Here is a 21,453-nt window from a genome sequence, read left to right as displayed (position 1 = left end):
TCACCGATCGGCAGGCGAACTGAGCGGGGTGAGGGTTATGGCGACGAAGGACACCGGCGGCGGCCAGCAGAAGGCCACACGGTCCACCGAGGAAGTCGAGGAGCAGGCGCAGGACGCGCAGGCTTCGGAGGACCTCAAGGAGCGGCACGAGAAGTTGTCGGATGACGTGGACTCCGTGCTGGACGAAATCGATGACGTCTTGGAGGAGAACGCCGAGGACTTCGTTCGATCATTCGTTCAAAAAGGCGGTCAGTAGCCTTCGAATCGAAGGCTATGGGGGCGGAGAAGTTGGCAAGCGACGAAGGTGTGAAGCGCTGCGTGCGGTGCGGCGAGTCGAAGCCGCACGCAGCCTTCGCTAAACGGCGATCGAACCTCGACGGTCTGCAGCGACATTGCCGGGAGTGCGCATCGGACTACCACCGGACGCGTCAGGAGAGCCTTGGCGAGAAGGTCAGGCCCAAGGTGGAAGTGCCTGATGGGTACAAGCTCTGCCTGAAGTGTGGGGAGGTCAAGCCGCGCAGCGAATGGCATCGCAATGCCACCGTGTCCGATGGCCTGTCGACCCGCTGCAAGGCGTGCCGCGCAGCCGCAGGGCGAGCACATCACTTGAAGCGCAACTACGGCCTCACCGAAGCCGAACGCGACGCGATGATCGCCTCCCAGCGAGGCCTGTGTGCGATCTGCCTGGATGCCCTGCCCGTGCATGTGGATCACTGCCACAACACGGGTAGGGTCCGAGGCGTACTGTGCTTCAACTGCAACTCGGCCATCGGCAAGTTGGGTGACGACCCCGACGCCGTACGCCGGGCCGCTGCCTATCTGGAAGGAATCTCGTGGAAGCCAATACTCGTGGCACCGGGCGTCTACCAGCTGCCTTCCTGACGCCGGGCTCTTCTTCGTTCATGGACTTCCTCTCGGAGCACCAGCCCGAGATGCTGCCGGGCAATCGGCAGCTGCCGCCCACCCAGGGGGTGCTGGAGGCGCCGCACGGTACGACCATCGTGGCCGTGACGTTCCCCGGAGGTGTCGTGCTGGCCGGTGACCGGCGGGCGACGATGGGCAATGTCATCGCTCAGCGGGACATCGAGAAGGTCTTCCCGTCGGACGAGTACTCGGCGGTGGGTATCGCCGGTACCGCCGGTCTGGCCGTCGAGATGGTCAAGCTCTTCCAGTTGGAGCTGGAGCACTTCGAGAAGGTCGAGGGTGCTCAGCTGTCCCTGGAGGGCAAGGCCAACCGGCTGTCGACGATGATCCGCTCCAACCTCGGCATGGCCATGCAGGGCCTGGCCGTGGTCCCCCTCTTCGCCGGGTACGACCTGGACCGTGAGAAGGGGCGCATCTTCTCCTATGACGTCACGGGCGGTCGCAGCGAGGAGCACAACTTCGCGGCGACGGGCTCCGGCTCGATCTTCGCGCGTGGTGCGATGAAGAAGCTGTTCCGTGGCGACCTGACCGAGGAGCAGGCCACCACCCTGGTGGTCCAGGCTCTCTACGACGCGGCAGACGACGACTCGGCGACCGGTGGTCCCGATGTCGCCCGCCGGATCTACCCGATCATCACCGTGATCACCGAGGACGGCTTCCGCCGGCTCACCGAGGACGAGGCCTCGGAGCTGTCCCGGGCGGTGCTCCAGCGCCGCCTGGAGGAGCCGGACGGCCCCAAGGCCGCCCTGCTCTGAGGCAGCGGGCCCCGGTTTCTTGTGAAGGTGATCCAGTGACCACGACAGAAAGGGACGGATAACCGGTGTCGACGCCGTTCTATGTCTCACCCCAGCAGGCCATGGCCGACCGGGCCGAGTACGCGCGCAAGGGCATCGCGCGCGGTCGCAGCCTCGTCGTGCTGCAGTACGCCGACGGCATCGTGTTCGTCGGCGAGAACCCGTCCCGTGCGCTGCACAAGTTCAGCGAGATCTACGACCGGATCGGTTTCGCGGCCGCCGGCAAGTACAACGAGTACGAGAACCTCCGCATCGGCGGTGTCCGCTACGCCGATCTGCGCGGTTACACGTACGACCGTGACGACGTCACGGCCCGTGGTCTGGCGAACGTGTACGCCCAGACGCTGGGCACGATCTTCTCGTCGGCGGCTGAGAAGCCGTACGAGGTGGAGCTGATCGTCGCCGAGGTGGGGGAGACCGCCGAGGGCGACCAGATCTACCGGCTGCCGCACGACGGGTCCATCGTGGACGAGCACGGCTCGGTCGCGGTCGGGGGCAATCCGGAGCAGATCACCACCTATCTGGAGCGTGAGCACCGCGACGGCATGAGCCTGGCCGAGGCGCTCAAGCTCGCGGTGCAGGCTCTGTCCCGCGAGTCCAACGGCACGCAGCGGGAGATTCCCGCCGACCGGCTGGAGGTCGCGGTGCTGGACCGTACGCGGCCGCAGAAGCGCAAGTTCAAGCGCATCGTCGGCCGTCAGCTCGCCCGTCTGCTGGAGGCGGACGGTGCGGCCACCGAGGCGGAGAGCGCCGAGGAGCCGGAGGAGTCGGGCGAGGAGTAGCCTGCGGCCCTGTTCCGCTCCGGTGTGCCCCGGCCGTTGTCCTGGCCGGGGCACACGTGTTTTCGTTCGTCGGGTCCGCTCAGTGGCGCGGTGGCGGCGCTGTCGAGCCGCGGACGACCAGGTGGACGGGGATGTCCCCGCTTTCGGGCACGGTGCCCTCCAGGACGGCCAGCAGGGCCTGCATGCCGCGTTCGCCGAACAGTTCGGCGTCGAGTCGTACGGTCGTCAGTTCGGGGTCGATGGCGGTGGCCAGGGCGAGGTCGTCGAGGCCGGTGACGGAGATGTCGTCCGGGATGCGCAGGCCGAGGCGGCGGATGGCCTTGTAGGCGCCGGCGGCGAGTTTGTCGTCGTCGCAGACGACCGCGGTGGGGCGTGGTCCGGGTGTGGTGAGTGCGGCCTCGGTGGCGGCCTGGGCGCCGTCGATGGAGATGGGGGCCCTGGCTGTACGGACCTCGGTGCCGGGTGCGGCTGCCATGCGTGTGGCCAGTTCCCGTGCGCGCAGTTCGAAGGTCCAGGACGGCACGTCGGCGGCGAGGTGCAGTACTCGGCGATGGCCGAGGGTCAGGAGATGGTCGGTGACCTGGCGGACTCCGTCGGCGATGTCCAGGTTGACGGTCGCCGCGCCCAGGCTGCCCGCGGGGTCGCTGTCGAGCATGACGAGGGGCAGTTGGTCGCCGCGGATCGCGGTGAGTGCGTCGGCGGCCATCGAGGAGGCGAGGACGCCGTCCAGGGCGGCCTGTGCGGAGGCGAAGGGGTCGCGGGCGGGGCCGATGCCTTCCGGGGAGGGGTACAGCACGACGCCGAAGCCGTGTTCGGCGGCGACGCGTGCGGCGCCCGTGTAGACGCCCGCGAAGAACTCCGTGGTCAGGGCGGGGACGACGAGCAGGACGGTGCGGGTGCGGCCGAGGCGGAGGTTGCGGGCGGCGAGGTTGGGCCGGTAGCCGAGTTCGCGTGCTGCTTCGCGGACTCGTTCGGCGGTGGTTTCGGAGACGCGTCCGCGCCATTTGTCGCCGAGGACGAGTGAGACGGCGGCCTGCGAGACCCCGGCTGCCTGGGCGACGTCACGGCTGGTCGGTCGCGTGCTGCTGCGTGCCACCGTGGTTGCGCTCCTTCACCTGGACGTCCGAACAGCGCACATGGTACGTATGAGGGAGGACGTTATACGTAACACGTGGGGCGGGCGAGGCGCCGCGTGCGAGCTGCTGAAGGGCAGGACATGGCCACCGGATACCTCGGGATACTCCGGGCGCGGCACGCGCTGCGGCTGCTCACCGGCACGCTGGTGGGCCGGTTGCCCAACGCGACCGCGGCCATCGCCCTGGTGCTCTTCGTGCGTGCCGAGGGCGGCACCTACAGCCTCGCCGGCGGTCTCGCGGCCGTCTACGGCGTCGCCAACGCGGTCGGCCAGCCGGTGCTGGGCCGGCTCGTGGACCTGCACGGACAGCCGCGCGTCCAGCTGCCCGCCGCGGTCCTCGCCGCCGCCTCCATGACCGTCTTCGCCTTCAGCGGCACCGATCCGCTGCCTCTGGCCTACGCCGCCGTCGCCGCGGCGGGGCTGTTCGCCCCGCCCCTGGAGGGCGGCCTGCGCGCGCTGTGGCCGTCCGTGCTGCGCGGCGAGGAGCAGGTGCACACCGCGTACGCCATGGACGCGATCGCGCAGGAGGTCATGTTCACCGTGGGGCCGCTGCTGGTGACCCTGTGCGTGTCCGTGTGGGACGAGCGTGCCGCCCTGCTCGTGCTGAACCTCCTGGGTGTCCTCGGCGCGCTCTCCGTGGTCGTCTCGCCGCCCTCGCGCGCGTGGCGCTCGGCCCCGCGCGAGGCCCACTGGCTCGGTGCCCTGCGTTCGCCCGGCCTGCTCGCCCTGCTCGGCGCCTTCCTGTTCATCGGCATCGCGCTCGGCTCCATCACGGTCGCGTCGGTCTCGTACGCCGACGGGCACGGCGGTGACGCGGTCTACGGCTGGATGATGGCGGGGCTGGGCCTCGGTGCGCTCGTCGGCGGCGCGGTGTACGGCGCCCGTCGGTGGTCCGGCGTGCCCGAGCGGCGACTGCGCCTGCTGGTGGCGCTTCTGGCGGTGTGTTACCTGCCGCTCATGCTGGTGCCGGGTGCGGTGCCCATGGTGTTGCTGACGGTGGTCTCCGGGGTGTTCCTCGCGCCGTGTATCGCCTGCGCGTTCATCATCGTCGACCGGCACGCGCCGAGGGGGACCGTCACCGAGGCGTTCTCCTGGCTTGTCACGACGTTCACGGTGGGTGCCTCGGTCGGTACGGGGCTCGCCGGTCCCGTGGTCCAGGCCGGGGGCACGGTGTGGGGCTTCGCGGTTCCCGGTGTCGCGGGTGCCGTGTCGTTGCTGGTCCTGCTCGCCACCGGGCGGGTCCTCGCAGCTCCCGCGCGGGGTGCGGTTGTTGCGGCTTCATCGGAAACTGATCCAAATCGTGCTGTCGAACCCCGTTTCAGCTCAGGGGATCGGGCGTAATGTTCAGTCATGGACCGCCGCATTTTCGGGCTGGAGAACGAGTACGGCGTCACGTGCACGTTCAGGGGACAGCGCCGCCTGTCGCCTGACGAGGTGGCGCGGTACCTCTTCCGCCGTGTCGTGTCATGGGGCCGCAGCAGCAATGTCTTTCTGCGAAACGGCGCCCGGCTCTATCTCGACGTGGGCTCACATCCGGAATACGCGACACCCGAATGTGACAACGTGACCGAACTGGTCACCCACGACAAGGCCGGCGAGCGCATTCTCGAAGGACTCCTGGTGGACGCGGAACGACGCCTGCACGAGGAGGGAATCGCGGGCGACGTCTACCTTTTCAAGAACAACACCGACTCGGCGGGCAACTCCTACGGCTGCCACGAGAACTATCTGGTGGCGCGGCACGGGGAGTTCTCCCGGCTCGCGGACATCCTCATCCCCTTCCTGGTCACCCGGCAGCTGCTGTGCGGCGCGGGCAAGGTGCTCCAGACGCCGCGCGGCGCCGTGTACTGCGTCAGCCAGCGCGCCGAGCACATCTGGGAGGGCGTCTCCTCGGCCACGACCCGCTCGCGGCCGATCATCAACACCCGCGACGAACCCCACGCGGACGCCGAGCGCTACCGCCGGCTGCACGTCATCGTGGGTGACTCGAACATGTCCGAGACGACCATGCTGCTCAAGGTCGGCGCGACCGACCTGGTGCTGCGCATGATCGAGGCGGGCACCGTGATGCGCGACCTGACCCTGGAGAACCCGATCCGGGCGATCCGCGAGGTCAGCCACGACATCACCGGCCGCCGCAAGGTGCGCCTGGCCAGCGGCCGGGAGGCCTCGGCGCTGGAGGTACAGCGGGAGTACTTCGACAAGGCTGTGGACTTCTGCGACCGCCGCGGCATCCGCACCGGCACGGTCGCCCAGGTGCTGGAGCTGTGGGGCCGTACCCTCGACGCGATCGAGAGCGAGGAACTCGACCGGATCGCCACCGAGATCGACTGGGTGATGAAGTACAAGCTCATCGAGCGGTACCGGGCCAAGCACAACATGACGATGTCGCATCCGCGGGTCGCGCAGATAGACCTCGCCTACCACGACATCCACCGTCGCCGCGGCCTGTACTACCTGCTGGAGCGCAAGGGCCAAGCCACGCGGATCTGCAACGACTTGAAGATCTTCGAGGGCAAGTCCGTTCCCCCGCAGACCACTCGGGCCCGGCTGCGCGGCGACTTCATCCGCCGGGCACAGGAGCAGCGCCGGGACTTCACGGTCGACTGGGTCCATCTGAAGCTCAACGACCAGGCACAACGCACCGTGTTGTGCAAGGACCCGTTCCGTTCGGTGGACGACCGGGTGGAGAAGCTCATCGCCGGAATGTGACGAAGGATTCCGAGTCGGGCGTTTCCGCGCCGTAATGCCGGAACGCCACACGGGCGCCGTACGTTTCCCGTACGGCGCCCTTCTCGCGTCGTAGAGTTGCGCGCACGCCAATCCACAAGATCGACCGATTACGAGGCCTTCCGTGCGCCGACGCTCACTCCTCCTCGCCGCCGTTCCCGCGGGACTGGTCACCCTCTCCGCGTGCGGTGACAACAAGTCCGCCTCCAGCAAGACGAGTGCCTCGCCGACGCCCTCGGTGTCCGCTCCACCGCCGCCGAAGATCGTGGCGGGACCGCTGCCGGCGATCACGGCGGGCACGAGGTTCGGCGAGAAGCCGACCGTCGCCAAGGGCACGGGCGCGCCGTCGAAGGACCTCGCGGTCAAGACGGTGATCGCGGGCAGTGGCCGCACGGTCGCCGAGAACGACTTCATCAAGGCGAACTACCTGGGCCAGATCTGGGACACGGCCAAGGTCTTCGACAACTCCTACGACCGCAAGCGCCCGCTGGTCATGCAGCTCGCGCAGGGCAGCATCATCGACGGCTGGCGGTACGGCCTGACGGGCAAGAAGGTCGGCAGCCGTGTCCAGATCGCCGTCCCGCCCACCTGGGGCTACGGCACGTCGGGCAACGCGCAGGCGGGCATCAAGGGCACCGACACCCTGGTGTTCGTCATCGACGTGATCGAGTCCTACAACTCCAAGAGCTCCGTCACGGGCAAGGCGGTCGCGCAGAGCGACGCGGCCCTGCCGAAGGTGGCCACCAACACCGACGGCGCCGTCCCGAAGGTCACGGTCCCGAAGACCGACCCGCCGAAGAAGCTCGTGTCGACGTATGTCCTGGAGGGCGACGGCGACGAGCTGAAGGCGGACCAGGCGGTGCTGTGCCAGTTCCAGGGCCTGGTCTGGGACGGCGGCAAGACCTTCCAGCGGACGTACGGCTCGGGCCGGCTCGCCCAGTTCTCGCTGGAACAGATGCAGCAGACGGTCAAGGGCCTGGCGCAGGGCCTGGTCGGAAAGAAGGTCGGCAGCCGCGTGCTGATCGTCGTCCCGCCGGAGCTCGGCTATGGCGACACCCCGCCGAGCGGCGGGCCCATCCAGAAGGGCTCCACCCTGGTGTTCACGGTGGACGTGCTCGCGGCGATGTAGCCCCCGGTCCCCGTGGCGGGCGGGGAGGCCACGGGGATGAAAGACTGTCCCTGATTCGTGTCGTACACAAGCAGGAGCTTTGACGTGAGCATCGAGAAGCCCGAGATCGACTTCCCGGGCGGCGAGCCCCCGAAGGACCTTGAGATCAAGGACATCTGGGAGGGTGACGGAGCGGAGGCCGTGGCCGGCCAGAACGTCACCGTGCACTACGTGGGCGTCACCTTCGAGACGGGTGAGGAGTTCGACGCCAGCTGGAACCGTAACTCGCCGTTCCGTTTCCCGCTCGGCGCCGGCCGGGTCATCAAGGGCTGGGACCAGGGCGTCCAGGGCATGAAGGTCGGCGGTCGTCGCCAGCTGACCATCCCCGCCCACCTCGCCTACGGCGACCAGAGCCCGAGCCCGCTCATCCCGGCGGGCTCGACCCTGATCTTCGTGGTCGACCTCCTCGCCGTCTGATCGGATCCGATCGGTCGGGGCCCATGCCTGTCCGGGCATGGGCCCTCGCTTTTGCCACCGCACCGAGGAGCGGTACGGTCATCGGTCGGAAGCATGAAAAGGGGAGGCGAAGGGCGTCGATGGCCATTGCCAAGGCCGAGCGGCTGATGAACCTCGCGCTGTGCCTGCTCGGGGCGCGCCGGCCGCTGAGCAAGCGTGAGCTGCGGGGGTCCATCGAGGCCTATCTGGAAGCGGGCTCGGACGACTCCTTCAACCGCATGTTCGAGCGGGACAAGGACGACCTGCGCGAGCTGGGCCTGGTCATCGACACGGTCGAGAACCTCGACGGCGAGGTCGGCTACCTCGCCCGCCGCGACAGCAACCGCCTGCCGCCCATCGTCCTGGACGCCGAGGAGGCCGCCGCGCTCGGCCTGGCCGCCAAGGTGTGGCAGCAGGCCCGGCTCGCCGGCGCCGCGAGCGGCGCCCTGCAGAAGCTGCGGGCCGCGGGGCTCCCGGAGGACGTCGACCCGTACGAGGCGCACGGCGCGCTCGAACCCCGTATCCCGGTGCACGAGGCCGCCTTCGAGCCGCTGATGCTGGCCTGCCGCGACCGCCGCCCGGTGCTCTTCGAGTACCGCAAGGCCTCCGCCGCCCACCCCGAGCCCCGGCACGTCGAGCCGTGGGCCCTGGAGTGCTGGCGCGGGCACTGGTACCTGGCCGGCTTCGACCGCGACCGGGGCGCTGAGCGTGTCTTCCGGCTGTCCCGGATCACCGGCCGGGTCCGCTCGCGCGGCACGGGCTTCACCGTGCCCGTGCCGGACGTGGTCACCGTGCGCGAGACCGTTGCGAGCTGGGCGGGCGAGATCGCCCACCGCTCGGCGCTGATCCGGCTGCGCTCCGGCTCCGGGTACCCCCTTCGGGCGAAGGCCACCGAGGTCCGGGAACTCGGCGACGGCTGGGACGAGTTGGAGATTCCGTACGGGCACGGCCTGGACGCCTGGCTGGTGGAGTTCGGGCCGGACGTGGTGGTGCTGGGGCCGGCCGAGCTGCGCGCGGACGTCGTGGACCGGCTGCGTGCCGTGGCCAAGGGCTGAGTGGGGGAGCGGAACTGTGGCAGGCAAACCGGTCAGGCCCGTGAACGCCATCGACCAGACCCGGCGGATGCTCTCTTTGGTCACGTATCTCCGGGAGCGCCCCGGCGCGCGGATCGCGGACGTCGCCCGCGCCTTCGGCATCACCGAGGACGAGCTGGTCTCCGACCTCGATCTGCTGCCCATGTGCGGCACCAGCTTCCGCGGCGGCGACCTGCTGGACATCGACACCGACGGCGAGCGCATCTGGTGGCACAACCCGGCGGCGCTCGGCGAGGAGGCCGCGGAGCCGCTCCGGCTCGCCGCCGACGAGGCCACCGCCCTGCTGGTGGCCGCCCGCGCGGTCGCCACGCTGCCCGGCCTGCGCGAGGGCGACCGCCAGGCCCTGCTGCGGGCCACCGCCAAGGTGGAGACCGCGGCCGGTGAGGCGGCCGGCGCCAGCTCCCGGCTGTCGGTGACCTTCGAGTCCGAGGGCGGGGTCTTCGCCGACGTCGACCGCGCGATCTCCGAGCGCCGCCGGCTGTGGATCCGCTACTACTCCCCGGCCCGCGACGAGGTCACCGAGCGCGAGATCGACCCCATCCGCCTGGTCAGCGTCGGCCACACGTACGTCGAGGCCTGGTGCCGGCGCTCCGAGGCCCGGCGCACCTTCCGGCTCGACCGGGTCGCCGAGATCCGGATCCTGGACGAGTCGTCCGCACCGCCCGAGATAGAGCTGCGGGACCTCTCCGAGGCCTTGGTGCAGCCGGCCGCCGAGGACCCGGAGGTGGTGGTCGAGGTCGGCCCCGGCGGCCGCTGGGTCGCCGAGTACTACCCGCACGACAGCGCCGATGAGCTTCCCGACGGCGGGCTGCGTATCACTCTGCGCACGCCCGACCCGGCCTCCCTGCGCCGCCTCGCCCTGCGGCTCGGCGCCGACGGCCGGATCGTGTCTCCACCGGAACTGGCGGAGAGCGCCCGAAGGGCGGCCGGAGAGGCCCTGGCGGCATACGCGGAGTGAGGGCAGCGCCCCTGAAGGGGTGCGGGGCGGTGCGCGACAGGCGGCTCCGCCGCGTTGGGGGTCTGCCCGGGTTCGAGCGAAGCCGAGCACGTGGGGGGCGGGGACGACCGGCCACGACGGCGCGGCGGACGCGGGACGGCACATCACGGCACGACGGCTGGCGAACGACCACAAGAAGGAGCAGGCCCATGACCGAGTCTCCGGTGACCACTGCTGGTGACATGACCGTGGCATCCGCCTTCGCCGGGATGCGAAGAGTCGCTCCCGTGCTGTTCAAGGCGGGCTGCCCGGACTGCCGGGGCCGCTTCGAGCTCGCCGCGAGCGCGCTGCGCCTCGCCATCGGCGCCTCCAGCCGTACGACGTTCTACTCCTTCACCTGCCCCGACTGCGGCGTTGCCGTCCGCAAACCGGCCGGTGAGCGCATCGTCGAGCTGCTCACCGGCGGCGGGGTCAGAACACTGCGGCTGCACTCCACCGTCTAGTCTCGACGTCATGTTCTGGCCGATGTTCGCGGTAGCGCTGGGTTTCCTGGGTCTCGTCGTGCTGGGGGTGCTCGCCGTCCGGGTCTTCCTGGCGGCGCGGCGCCTCGGACTGCAGGTCGCCGACTCCGGGCGCCGCATCAGCAGGGCGGCCGAGGACCTGGAGCGGGCGGCCGTCAGCGCGGCCCGTGCCGCCGATTCCCTGTGAGCCCGCCCGCGGGCCTCCGGTGAGTGCTGCGACGCACGCGCTTCGGGACCCTTCGCCCTGTCACGCTGCCCATCGGGACAGGTACGCTGCTTGTCGCGGTGCGGAGAACGAGGCCCGTTCCGTGGACCGGGAGTACGCAAGGGGATTGCTTCGTGTTTACCCCCCGGCGTTACGATCGCTGCCAGCACGACCATCGGACGCATGTCCGACTGATCGGACAGCATCCCACCCCAGCCGCCTCGGTGAGAAGGTAAAGACTTATGTTCGGAAGGCTCGGAGCCCCCGAGATCATTCTCATCCTCGTCGTCATCTTCCTGCTGTTCGGCGCGAAGAAGCTTCCGGACATGGCCCGCTCGCTCGGCAAGTCCGCGCGGATCCTCAAGAGCGAGGCCAAGGCGATGAAGGAGGAGGGCAACGCCTCCGCCCAGGCGCCCGCCCCCGACGAGCAGGCCCAGTCCCAGCGCACCATCCAGGCGGCCCCCGGCGACGTGACCAGCTCACGCCCGGTCAACGAGCCGACGGACACCACCCAGCGCTGACGCACGGCCGGAAGCCCCCGGCCTGCCGCACGAGATGAGGACGTTGGTTGCCCAAGCCCGCCCGCAAGAAGGAGAAGGATCCCGAGGGGCGGATGCCTCTCGCGGATCACCTCCGTGAGCTCCGCAACCGGCTCGCGAAGGCAATGCTGGCCATCGTCGTCGTGACGATCGTCGCCGCCTTCTTCTACAACGACATCATCAACTTCCTGACCAAGCCGATCCTCGACTCGGTCGGTTGCGCACAGAGCTTCGAGCAACTGGCGAAGACCAAGAGCGGTCACCAGTGTGCGGAGATCACCATCAACGGCCTGCTCGCGCCGTTCACCCTGGCCCTCCAGGTCTCGCTGATGGCCGGCGTCGTCACCGCCTCGCCGATCTGGCTGTACCAGCTGTGGGCCTTCGTCGCGCCCGGTCTGCACAGGCACGAGAAGAAGTACGCCTACGCCTTCGTCCTGATCGGCGCCCCGCTGTTCTTCGCCGGCGCCTTCTTCGCGTACGAGGTGCTGCCCACCACGGCGAAGGTGCTGATCGACTTCACGCCGAGCGGCAGCATCAAGAACCTGCTGCCGCTGGACGACCTGCTCCAGCTGGTCACGCGCATGGTGATCGTCTTCGGTCTCTCCTTCGAGCTGCCGCTGCTGTTGATCTTCCTCAACCTCACCGGCATCCTGAGCGGCCAGCGCATGCTCGGCTGGTGGCGCGGGATGATCCTCGGCATCACGATCTTCGCGGCCGTGGCCACGCCGAGCACCGACCCGCTGTCCATGCTGGCCCTGGCCGGCCCGATCTGGCTGCTGTACTTCGCCGCGACCGGCTTCTCGCTGATGAACGACAAGCGCAAGCGCCGTCGTGAGGAGGCGGGCCCCGCCGACGACGAGGCCTCCGAGCTGGACCTCACCCCCGAGGCCATCGGCGAGGTCGAGCCGGTCCCGGCCAGCCGGGCGCTGCCCGAGAATCCGGGCGCGGACCGGGTCAACGGCTACGACGACGTGACCTGATCCCCACCCTCACCGAGCCGCGCACGCTGCCCCCGCCCAGGTGGACGGGGGCGGCGTCGTGTCGAGGGGCACACGATCGGGATAATGATCGTCCGGTTGTCAGTGGGGCCCGGTACGCTCGAAAGCACGATGACAGAGGACCTCTCACCGGCCGAGCGGTACGCGGCAGCCCGCAGGCGGGCAGCCGAGCAGGCCACCGCGCTCGCGTCCTTCCGCGAGATGTACGACTTCGGCCTCGACCCCTTCCAGATCGAGGCCTGCGAGGCACTTGAGGCGGGGAAGGGCGTGCTGGTGGCCGCCCCCACCGGCTCGGGCAAGACGATCGTGGGCGAGTTCGCCGTCCACCTCGCTCTCCAGCAGGGCAAGAAGTGCTTCTACACGACACCCATCAAGGCGCTGTCGAACCAGAAGTACGCCGACCTGTGCCGCCGCTACGGCACCGACAAGGTCGGCCTCCTGACCGGCGACAACAGCGTGAACTCCGAGGCCCCGGTGGTCGTGATGACCACCGAGGTCCTGCGGAACATGCTGTACGCCGGCTCCCAGACCCTCCTCGGTCTCGGCCACGTGGTCATGGACGAGGTGCACTACCTCTCCGACCGCTTCCGCGGCGCCGTCTGGGAAGAGGTGATCATCCACCTGCCCGAGTCGGTGACCCTGGTGTCGCTGTCGGCGACCGTCTCCAACGCCGAGGAGTTCGGCGACTGGCTGGACACCGTCCGCGGCGACACCGAGGTGATCGTCTCCGAGCACCGGCCCGTCCCGCTGTTCCAGCACGTGCTCGCCGGACGCCGGATGTACGACCTCTTCGAGGAGGGCGAGGGCCACAAGAAGGCCGTCAACCCCGACCTCGTCCGGCTGGCCCGCATGGAGGCCACCAGACCGTCGTACCAGGACCGCAGGCGCGGCCGGGCGATGCGCGAGGCGGACCGGGAGCGCGAGCGCAGACAGCGTTCGCGCGTGTGGACGCCGGGCCGCCCCGAGGTCATCGAGCGCCTCGACTCCGAGGGCCTGCTCCCGGCCATCACCTTCATCTTCAGCCGCGCCGCCTGCGAGGCCGCCGTACAGCAGTGCCTGTACGCGGGCCTGCGGCTCAACGACGACGAGGCGCGCGCACAGGTGCGGGCCCTGGTCGAGGAGCGCACCGCCGCCATCCCGTCCGAGGACCTGCACGTCCTCGGGTACTACGAGTGGCTGGAGGGCCTGGAGCGGGGCATCGCCGCGCACCACGCGGGCATGCTGCCGACCTTCAAGGAGGTCGTGGAGGAGCTGTTCGTGCGCGGTCTGGTCAAGGCCGTCTTCGCGACCGAGACGCTCGCCCTCGGCATCAACATGCCCGCCCGCTCGGTGGTGCTGGAGAAGCTCGTCAAGTGGAACGGCGAGCAGCACGCGGACATCACGCCGGGCGAGTACACCCAGCTGACCGGCCGCGCGGGGCGCCGGGGCATCGACGTCGAGGGCCACGCCGTCGTGCTGTGGCAGCGCGGCATCAGCCCCGAGCACCTGGCCGGTCTCGCGGGCACCCGCACGTACCCGCTGCGCTCCAGCTTCAAGCCGTCGTACAACATGGCGGTCAACCTGGTCGAGCAGTTCGGCCGGTCCCGCTCGCGCGAGCTGCTGGAGACCTCCTTCGCGCAGTTCCAGGCCGACCGGTCGGTCGTCGGGATCTCCCGCCAGGTGCAGCGCAACGAAGAGGGACTCGCGGGCTACCAGGAGTCGATGACCTGCCACCTCGGCGACTTCGAGGAGTACGCGCGGCTGCGCCGCGAGCTGAAGGACCGTGAGACCGAGCTGGCCCGGCAGGGCGTCAACCAGCGGCGCGCCGAGGCCGCGAGCGCCCTGGAGAAGCTGAAGCCGGGCGACGTCATCCACGTGCCCACGGGCAAGTACGCCGGCCTCGCCCTCGTGCTCGACCCGGGGTTGCCCGCAGGCCGGGCCACCGGGCACCGCGGCTTCGACCACCACGACGGCCCGCGCCCGCTGGTCCTCACCGCCGAACGGCAGGTCAAGCGGCTGGCGTCGATGGACTTCCCGGTGCCGGTCGAGCCGCTGGACCGGATGCGGATCCCGAAGAGCTTCAACCCGCGCTCGCCGCAGTCCCGTCGGGACCTCGCCTCCGCGCTGCGCTCCAAGGCCGGGCACATCCCGCCGGAGCGGGCCCGCAAGAAGCGCTCGCAGGCCGCCGACGACCGCGAGATCGCCCGACTGCGCACGGCCATCCGCGCCCATCCCTGCCACGGCTGCAACGACCGTGAGGACCACGCCCGTTGGGCCGAGCGGTACCACCGGCTGCTGCGCGACACCTCGCAGCTGGAACGCCGCATCGAGGGGCGGACGAACACCATCGCGCGCACCTTCGACCGGATCGTTGCCCTGCTGACCGAGCTGGACTACCTGCGCGGCGACGAGGTCACCGAACACGGCAGGCGGCTCGCCCGGCTCTACGGCGAACTGGACCTGCTGGCCAGCGAATGCCTGCGCGCCGGCGTCTGGGAGGGCCTCGCCCCCGCGGAACTCGCCGCGTGCGTATCGGCGTTGGTGTACGAGGCACGGCTCAGCGACGACGCGATGGCGCCGAAGCTGCCGTCCGGCAAGGCGAAGGCCGCGCTGGGGGAGATGGTCCGGATCTGGGGCCGGCTGGATGCCCTGGAGGAGGACTTCCGGATCAACCAGACCGAGGGCGTCGGCCAGCGCGAGCCGGACCTCGGCTTCGCCTGGGCCGCGTACATGTGGGCCTCCGGGAAGGGGCTCGACGAGGTGCTGCGCGAGGCGGAGATGCCGGCCGGTGACTTCGTGCGGTGGTGCAAGCAGGTGATCGACGTGCTGGGGCAGATCTCGGCGGCGTCTCCCTCCGGGGGTTCGACCGTGGCGAAGGCCGCGCGGAAGGCCGTGGATCAGTTGCTGCGGGGTGTGGTCGCCTACTCGTCCGTGGGGTGACCCGACCCGCTCGGAGTCGCCGGAGTCTGAAGGGGCCGCATTCCGCGGCCCCTTCACTCGTTACGGTGAGTCGCTTTCGCATGCCCTGAAGCCGTTACCGCATGTGTTCGAATCGAAGCCGTGCGTATAAATGGGCTGAGCGTACTCCTGTTGCGAGGGCGATTTCAGGTGCTTGCTGAATATGACACGGCGATGATCCGGTCGGACTAAGCTCGCCCGCGGCGCACCGAGTTGAGGTAATTCGCGCGCTTGTTCCCAAACAGGTGATAGATCCCCACAGTTCCATGAACCTTCCCCCCACAAGCACCTCCGACACCCAGCCGATTCGTCTCAGAAGGCATCCATGGTGAGTGTTCAGAAGCCGCCCGGTCGCCGTGAACGTCCCTATGCGCGCGTGCTGTTGCCGCCGGCCATATTGATGGCCGCCGCGACCGGGGCGGCGGTAGCCCTGGCGCCACAGTCCGCCCGGCTCGTCGCCGGCGCGGTCGGGGCCCTGGCCCTGCTCCTGGTCCTCGCCCTGGGCGCGGAGGCCGCCCGGCGCGGCCGCAGGCTCCGCGCGGAACAGGCCGAGCACGCCCGTCACACCGCGTATCTGGAACATCGGATCGCCGCGCAGGACCAGTTGATCGAGAAGTTCGCCACGGACGTCATCCCCACCGGTCTGCTGCACCTGCGCGCGGGCGCCCCGCTGCGCACCGTGCTGGCCAACGTCTACGACGCCGACCCCGACCTGCGGGCGCTGCCTCCGATGTACCGCGAGATGTTCCGGGTCGGGCTGCGCGGCGCCGACCACGAGATCTCGATGCGTGACGCGACCGAGCGCTCCTTCGTGACCATCGCCCGCCGCGTCCAGGCCATCGTCCACCAGCAGTCCAAGGAACTCCGGGAGATGGAGGAGGACCACGGCCGCAGCGCCGAGGTCTTCGACGACCTGCTGCGCATCGACCACGGCACCTCGCTGATCGGCCGGCTCGCCGACACCATCTCCGTCCTCGGCGGCGGCCGGCCGGGCCGTCAGTGGCCGCTGCCGGTCTCCCTCTACAGCACGCTGCGCGGCGCCATGTCGCGCATCCTGGAGTACCGCCGCATCCAGCTGAACTCCATCGTCAACATCAACATCAAGGGCACCGCCGTCGAGCCGGTCATCCACGCCGCCGCGGAGCTCCTCGACAACGCCACCCGCTATTCGCCGCCCTCGACGAAGGTGCACGTCACCGCCACCGAGGTGCAGACCGGCATCGTCATCGAGATCGAGGACGCCGGCGTCAGCCTCAGCGAGGAAGGCCGCGTCCGTATCGAGCGGATGATCGAGGACGCCAAGAACGGCGACGACGCGCACAACCTCGGCGAGAACCCGCGCCTCGGCCTCGCCGTCGTGGGCCGGCTGTGCAAGATGTTCGACATGGAGGTCTCGCTGCGCGCCTCCGCCTACGGCGGCGTCCGGGCGATCCTCATCGTCCCGCGTGTCATGACGACCACCGAGCCCGGCGTGGGCGCCGCCCACGGCATCGGCGCCACCGGTATCCCCAAGCCCGAACTCGGCGCGGTGGAGGGCCCGAAGCGCCGGCCCAAGAAGCGCCGCCCGACCAGCCCCAAGATCCCCGCCGGGATCTCCATGGAGGACGACGTCCCCATCGTCACCGAGTGGACGGCCGGCGGTCTGCCGCAGCGCCGCAGCAAGGTGAAGACCCCGCTGAGCCAGCGGTACGCCGAACAGGCCGAGATCGAGCGCGCCGAGCGTGAGGGCAGGCCGACCATCTGGTCGCAGGCCAAGCGTGAACCGGAGCCCGAGCCCGAGCTGGACCCCGAGATCAAGAAGCTCCGGGAGCGGCCGATCGGCCAGGGGATCGAGGACTTCTGGAACGGCCTGCGCCAGGGCATGCCCGAGGACGCCACCGGCCCCGAACTCACCGACTTCACGAGGCACCCGGAAAAGTACGTGCACCTGCTCAACGACTACGCGGACGAGCCCGCCGAGGGCGCCACCGAGGCCTATGACGAGGGGGACCTCAAGTGATCCAGCAGCGAGGCAACATCGACTGGATGCTCAAGCAGCTCAACGACGGCGTGCCGGGCATCGAGATGATCGTGGTCCTCTCCGCAGACGGACTGCGCATCGCCCGCTACGGCGGCGACCCCGACGCCGCCGACCGGGTGGCCGCCGCCTGCGCGGGCGTGCAGAGCCTGGCGGGCGCCATCATCCAGGAGCTGCCCGGCGCCGGTGACATGAAGGTCGTCGTCTTCGAGATCGAGGGCGGCTACTTCTACCTCATGAACGCCGGCGACAACGCCTACCTCGCCGTACTCGCCGACGTGACCTGCGAACCCGGCCGGATGAGCGGCATGATGCGTGACCTCGTCGTCCGGATCGGCGCCCACCTCACCAGTCCGCCCCGGCGGAACGGGCAGACCGTATGACTCCTCCACGACGCAAACGGCGCCGGCCGCAACCGCCGCCACCCCCGCAACCGACGCCGCCCGCCCCCGGTGCGCCGGACGGCCAGGCCGAGCCCAGGAACCCCGAACGGCTGTACGCCTTCGCCGAAGCCGAGGACGGCGCACGCGCCGAACTCGACCTCGTGACGTTGATCGTGGCGCGCTCCGCACCGCAGCCGGGCGCCTCGCCGGAGCACACGGCGGTGTTGCGGCTGTGCGTCGCCCCCCTGTCCGTGGCCGAGCTGTCGGCCTATCTGAACCTGCCGTTCAGCGCGATGACCGTACTGATCACCGAGCTGATCACGGCCGAACTGGTGCAGGCGCGCGCCCCGATCGTCCGCCAGGCGCTCCCCGACCGTTCACTCCTCGAAGCGGTGATGCATGGACTTCAACGGCTCTGACACCATCCCCGGCCCACGCACCGAGGATCATCTGCCGCACACCACCCAGGCGGCGGTGAAGATCGTGATCGTGGGCGGCTTCGGCGTCGGCAAGACCACCATGGTCGGTTCCGTCAGCGAGATCAGACCGCTGACCACCGAGGAGACCATGACCCAGGCCGGCATCGGCGTGGACGACAACTACGGCTCCGACTCGAAGACGGCCACCACCGTGGCCATGGACTTCGGCCGCATCGGCATCACCGACCAACTGGTGCTCTACCTGTTCGGCACCCCCGGCCAGGAGCGCTTCTGGTTCCTGTGGAACGGCCTGTTCGAGGGTGCGCTCGGCGCCGTCGTCCTGGTCGACACCCGGCGCCTGGAGGTCAGCTTCGACGTCATGGACCGGCTGGAAGAGCGCGGCGTGCCCTTCGTCATCGCCATCAACTCCTTCCCGGACGCGCCGCGTTACGCGGTCGAGGAACTGCGCACCGCACTCGACCTGGCGCCGGAGATCCCGATCATCGAGTGCGACGTACGGCGCCGGGCCTCCAGCAAGGACGTGCTGCTGACCCTGATGCGCTTCCTGCACTCCATCGCCCTGTCCCGCGCCCCCGCCTGACCCGCGGGCCACCGCCCCCACCACACCTTTGTCGGCCCTCACACCCCTTTTTCCGTTCCGGAGCGACACCGTGACGTCTGAACCCACGTCCCTGACCGGCACCGATCCCTTCTCCAGCCCCCCTCCCGGCTGCCCCGCGCACGGCCGCGGCCCCGGTGCGCTGCACCGCCTCTACGGCCCCGACGCGGAGGAACTGGGCGACCTCTACGAACGCCTGCGCGAGGAGCACGGCTCCGTGGCACCCGCGCTGCTGCACGACGACGTGCCGATGTGGGTGGTCCTCGGCCACGCCGAGAACCTCCACCTGGTCCGCAGTTCCTCCGTGTTCACCCGCGACAGCCGGATCTGGACCCCGCTGGCCGAGGGCACCGTCAAGCCCGACCATCCGCTCATGCCGCACATCGCCTGGCAGCCGATCTGCTCCCACGCCGAGGGCGACGAGCACCAGCGGCTGCGGGCGGCGGTCACCGCGGCCATGGAGACCATCGAGCACCGCAGCCTGCGCCGGCACATCGGCCGCTACACCCAGGAACTGGTCAACAGGTTCTGCGAACGCGGCCGGGCCGACCTGGTCTCCCAGTTCGCCGAGCATCTGCCGATGGCCGTCATGTGCGAGATCCTCGGCATGTCCGAGGAGTACAACGACCGGATGGTGCAGGCCGCCCGGGACGCCCTGAAGGGCACCGAGACCGCCATCCAGAGCCACACCTACGTCATGGAGGCGCTGAGCCGGCTCACCGCCCGGCGCCGGGCCCGGCCCGAGGACGACTTCACCAGCCACCTCGTCACCCACCCCGCCGGACTCACCGACGACGAGGTCCGCGAACACCTGCGGCTCGTCCTCTTCGCGGCCTACGAGGCCACCGCGAACCTCCTCGCCAACGCGCTGCGCATGGTCCTGACCGAGCCGGGCTTCCGCGCCCAGCTCAGCGGCGGCCAGATGACCGTGCCGGAGGCGATCGAGCAGTCCCTGTGGGACGAGCCGCCGTTCAGCACCGTCCTCGCGTACTACGCCAAGCAGGACACCGAGCTGGGCGGACAGCGCATCCGCAAGGGCGACGGGCTGCTCTTCGCGCCCGCGCCGGGCAACCTCGACCCGCGGATCCGCCCCGACCTGTCCGCGAGCATGCAGGGCAACCGCTCGCATCTCGCCTTCGGCGGCGGCCCGCACGAGTGCCCCGGCCAGGACATCGGCCGTGCCATCGCCGACGTCGGCGTGGACGCGCTGCTGATGCGGCTGCCCGACGTGCAGCTGGACTGCCCGGAGGACGAGCTGAGCTGGCGGTCCTCCATCGCCTCCCGGCATCTGGTCGCCCTGCCCGTCCGCTTCGAGCCGAAGCCGCAGCAGGACGTCGGGCTGCCGCCGCGGCCGATGGCGGTCTCGGCACCGCGCTCCGGCTGGCAGGTCGGTACGCTGCACACGGACCCGGCGCCGGCGACCGCGCCACCGCCGCCCGCCCCGCGCCCCGTCGCCCCCGAGCCCGTGCCTGCGCCTGCGGCGCCCGAGCCGGTGCGGAAGCGGGGGGTCTGGCGGCGGCTGCTGAGGTGGTGGCGGGGGGAGTAGGGGCGCGTAGGGGGACGTCGGGGTCGGTCCTCCCGGGTCTGCCGGTTCGTTGCGTTGCGCACGGCGCCGGCGACCGTGCCACCGCCGCCCGCCGCCCGCCGCCCGCCGCCCGCCGCCCGCCGCCCGCCCCGCGCCCCGTCGCCCCCGAGCCCGTGGCTGCGCCTGCGGCGCCCGAGCCGGTGCGGCAGCGGGGGATCCTGCGGCGGCTGCTGAGGTGGTGGCGGGGGGAGTAGCGGTTCTACGGGGCGCTCTGCACCAGCGTGTCGAGCACGCGTCCGCTCGCGAACGCGTGCTCCACGCCCGTCACCGGGTCCCTGAACTCCAGCCGCCGTGCGAGCAGTTGCAGGGGGCGGCCGAAGTCGTCGGGCGGGACCGGGGCGGTCACCTCGGGGTAGAGCGGGTCGCCGAGGATGGGTATGCCGAGGGCGTTCAGGTGGACGCGCAGCTGGTGGGTCTGGCCGGTGGCCGGCAGCAGCCGGTAGCGGGCCAATCCGCCTCGGTGCGCGACCAGTTCCACATACGTCTCGGCGTTCGGCTCGCCCTCGACCTCGCGGGCGGCCTGCACCCCGGGCTCCTTCACGATCCGGCTGCGCACGGTGCGGGGGAGGGCCAGTCCGGGGTCGTACGGCGCGACGGCCTCGTACTCCTTGCGCACCCGCCGGTCCCGGAACAGGTTCTGGTACGCGCCGCGCTCCTCGGGCCGTACGGTGAACAGCACCAGCCCCGCCGTCAGCCGGTCCAGGCGGTGTGCGGCGCCCAGCGTCGGGAGGTCCAGCTGGCGGCGCAGTCGGGCCAGCGCGGTCTCGGCGATGTGCGAGCCGCGCGGTGTCGTGGCGAGGAAGTGCGGCTTGTCGGCGACGACGATGTGCGCGTCCCGGTACACCACCTCCACCGGGAACGGCACCGGCACCTCCGCGGGCAGTTCGCGGTGGAACCACACGAACATACCGGGCCGGTAGGGCGCGTCCGGCGCCACCGCGCGCCCGTCGGCGCCGACGATCAGCCCCGCGGCGAACATGCCCTCGACCGTCCCGGGCCCGGCCCCCGTCAGCCGCGCCACCAGATGCTCCCGCACGGTGGCCCACGCTCCGTCGTGCGGCAGCCGGACCCGTACGGGATCCACCCCGTCGCGCTGGGGGAGCGGGGCGGGCGGGGGCGGGGTACGGCGTCTCATCGGGGTCAAGGGTACGAGGTGAGCGGCCCCTGGCGGGCACAGGCGCGGGCACCCTTCCGCATCCCTGAAGTCGAACGCGATACATCGCATGCATTG

The 21,453-nt window shown here is 70.4% G+C and carries 22 protein-coding genes; 20 read left to right on the top strand and 2 right to left on the bottom strand.

Annotation, left to right across the window (positions count from 1 at the left end):
* The first annotated feature begins 37 nt into the window (after positions 1-37).
* The 4 genes from ACZ4MF_RS26675 to prcA all read left to right on the top strand — a co-directional run bounded on the left by ACZ4MF_RS26675 (position 38) and on the right by prcA (position 2,500).
* Positions 38-256 (top strand): ubiquitin-like protein Pup, encoded by a 219-nt coding sequence (locus ACZ4MF_RS26675; protein ID WP_030608326.1) that lies wholly within the window; start codon positions 38-40, stop codon positions 254-256.
* Between the two features lie 17 nt (positions 257-273).
* Positions 274-882, top strand: coding sequence for an endonuclease VII domain-containing protein (locus ACZ4MF_RS26670; protein WP_467494443.1), 609 nt, complete (start codon positions 274-276; stop codon positions 880-882).
* Complete coding sequence (prcB, locus tag ACZ4MF_RS26665) at positions 834-1,679, top strand: proteasome subunit beta (protein ID WP_467494442.1); 846 nt, start codon at positions 834-836, stop codon at positions 1,677-1,679. The genes ACZ4MF_RS26670 and prcB overlap by 49 nt, the downstream gene beginning before the upstream one ends.
* A 65-nt stretch (positions 1,680-1,744) precedes the next feature.
* A complete protein-coding gene (gene prcA / locus ACZ4MF_RS26660) occupies positions 1,745-2,500 on the top strand; it encodes a proteasome subunit alpha (protein ID WP_356022358.1) in 756 nt (251 codons plus the stop codon).
* Positions 2,501-2,579: 79 nt separating this feature from the next.
* Here prcA and ACZ4MF_RS26655 read toward each other — a convergent pair whose 3' ends face one another.
* Positions 2,580-3,596 carry a LacI family DNA-binding transcriptional regulator gene (locus ACZ4MF_RS26655; RefSeq protein WP_467494441.1) on the bottom strand — a complete coding sequence of 339 codons (1,017 nt, stop codon included), beginning with the start codon at positions 3,594-3,596 and terminating at the stop codon, positions 2,580-2,582.
* Between the two features lie 120 nt (positions 3,597-3,716).
* Here ACZ4MF_RS26655 and ACZ4MF_RS26650 point away from each other — a divergent pair, with 120 nt between their 5' ends.
* From ACZ4MF_RS26650 to ACZ4MF_RS26575, 16 genes are all read left to right on the top strand, one after another.
* Positions 3,717-4,976: an MFS transporter gene (locus ACZ4MF_RS26650; protein WP_467494440.1), complete on the top strand. Its 1,260-nt coding sequence runs from the start codon at positions 3,717-3,719 to the stop codon at positions 4,974-4,976.
* A 9-nt stretch (positions 4,977-4,985) separates the two neighbouring features.
* Positions 4,986-6,347 (top strand): Pup--protein ligase, encoded by a 1,362-nt coding sequence (pafA, locus tag ACZ4MF_RS26645; RefSeq protein WP_467494439.1) that lies wholly within the window; start codon positions 4,986-4,988, stop codon positions 6,345-6,347.
* A gap of 142 nt (positions 6,348-6,489) precedes the next feature.
* Positions 6,490-7,494: an FKBP-type peptidyl-prolyl cis-trans isomerase gene (locus ACZ4MF_RS26640; RefSeq protein WP_467494438.1), complete on the top strand. Its 1,005-nt coding sequence runs from the start codon at positions 6,490-6,492 to the stop codon at positions 7,492-7,494.
* A gap of 84 nt (positions 7,495-7,578) precedes the next feature.
* On the top strand, positions 7,579-7,950 hold the full coding sequence (locus tag ACZ4MF_RS26635) for an FKBP-type peptidyl-prolyl cis-trans isomerase (RefSeq protein WP_356022346.1): 372 nt from the start codon (positions 7,579-7,581) through the stop codon (positions 7,948-7,950).
* Between the two features lie 119 nt (positions 7,951-8,069).
* A complete protein-coding gene (locus ACZ4MF_RS26630; RefSeq protein ID WP_467494437.1) occupies positions 8,070-9,023 on the top strand; it encodes a helix-turn-helix transcriptional regulator in 954 nt (317 codons plus the stop codon).
* Between the two features lie 16 nt (positions 9,024-9,039).
* Positions 9,040-10,020, top strand: coding sequence for a helix-turn-helix transcriptional regulator (locus ACZ4MF_RS26625; RefSeq protein ID WP_467494436.1), 981 nt, complete (start codon positions 9,040-9,042; stop codon positions 10,018-10,020).
* Positions 10,021-10,208: 188 nt separating this feature from the next.
* Positions 10,209-10,502, top strand: coding sequence for a hypothetical protein (locus tag ACZ4MF_RS26620; RefSeq protein WP_356022339.1), 294 nt, complete (start codon positions 10,209-10,211; stop codon positions 10,500-10,502).
* A gap of 10 nt (positions 10,503-10,512) precedes the next feature.
* Positions 10,513-10,707: a hypothetical protein gene (locus tag ACZ4MF_RS26615; protein WP_356022337.1), complete on the top strand. Its 195-nt coding sequence runs from the start codon at positions 10,513-10,515 to the stop codon at positions 10,705-10,707.
* 260 nt (positions 10,708-10,967) lie between these two features.
* A complete protein-coding gene (gene tatA, locus ACZ4MF_RS26610; protein WP_467494435.1) occupies positions 10,968-11,246 on the top strand; it encodes a Sec-independent protein translocase subunit TatA in 279 nt (92 codons plus the stop codon).
* 47 nt (positions 11,247-11,293) lie between these two features.
* Positions 11,294-12,244 (top strand): twin-arginine translocase subunit TatC, encoded by a 951-nt coding sequence (tatC, locus tag ACZ4MF_RS26605; protein ID WP_467494434.1) that lies wholly within the window; start codon positions 11,294-11,296, stop codon positions 12,242-12,244.
* Between the two features lie 84 nt (positions 12,245-12,328).
* Positions 12,329-15,181 carry a DEAD/DEAH box helicase gene (locus tag ACZ4MF_RS26600; RefSeq protein ID WP_467494433.1) on the top strand — a complete coding sequence of 951 codons (2,853 nt, stop codon included), beginning with the start codon at positions 12,329-12,331 and terminating at the stop codon, positions 15,179-15,181.
* A gap of 343 nt (positions 15,182-15,524) precedes the next feature.
* Positions 15,525-17,198 (top strand): sensor histidine kinase, encoded by a 1,674-nt coding sequence (locus tag ACZ4MF_RS26595; RefSeq protein ID WP_467494432.1) that lies wholly within the window; start codon positions 15,525-15,527, stop codon positions 17,196-17,198.
* Complete coding sequence (locus ACZ4MF_RS26590) at positions 17,195-17,599, top strand: roadblock/LC7 domain-containing protein (protein ID WP_067046090.1); 405 nt, start codon at positions 17,195-17,197, stop codon at positions 17,597-17,599. The genes ACZ4MF_RS26595 and ACZ4MF_RS26590 overlap by 4 nt, the downstream gene beginning before the upstream one ends.
* Positions 17,596-18,018 carry a DUF742 domain-containing protein gene (locus ACZ4MF_RS26585; RefSeq protein WP_467494431.1) on the top strand — a complete coding sequence of 141 codons (423 nt, stop codon included), beginning with the start codon at positions 17,596-17,598 and terminating at the stop codon, positions 18,016-18,018. Before ACZ4MF_RS26590 ends, ACZ4MF_RS26585 begins: the two co-directional genes overlap by 4 nt.
* Positions 17,999-18,619: a GTP-binding protein gene (locus tag ACZ4MF_RS26580; RefSeq protein WP_467494430.1), complete on the top strand. Its 621-nt coding sequence runs from the start codon at positions 17,999-18,001 to the stop codon at positions 18,617-18,619. The genes ACZ4MF_RS26585 and ACZ4MF_RS26580 overlap by 20 nt, the downstream gene beginning before the upstream one ends.
* A gap of 70 nt (positions 18,620-18,689) precedes the next feature.
* The gene (locus tag ACZ4MF_RS26575) at positions 18,690-20,183 is read left to right on the top strand and encodes a cytochrome P450 (protein WP_467494429.1); all 1,494 of its coding nucleotides are present in this window, start codon (positions 18,690-18,692) and stop codon (positions 20,181-20,183) included.
* A gap of 238 nt (positions 20,184-20,421) precedes the next feature.
* On the opposite strand, the gene ACZ4MF_RS26570 is transcribed toward ACZ4MF_RS26575, so the two are convergent.
* A complete protein-coding gene (locus ACZ4MF_RS26570) occupies positions 20,422-21,357 on the bottom strand; it encodes a pseudouridine synthase (RefSeq protein ID WP_467494428.1) in 936 nt (311 codons plus the stop codon).
* Positions 21,358-21,453 lie beyond the last annotated feature (96 nt).

This window comes from Streptomyces sp. NPDC025793, assembly GCF_055558375.1.
This window is presented reverse-complemented; position numbering and strand designations above follow the sequence as displayed.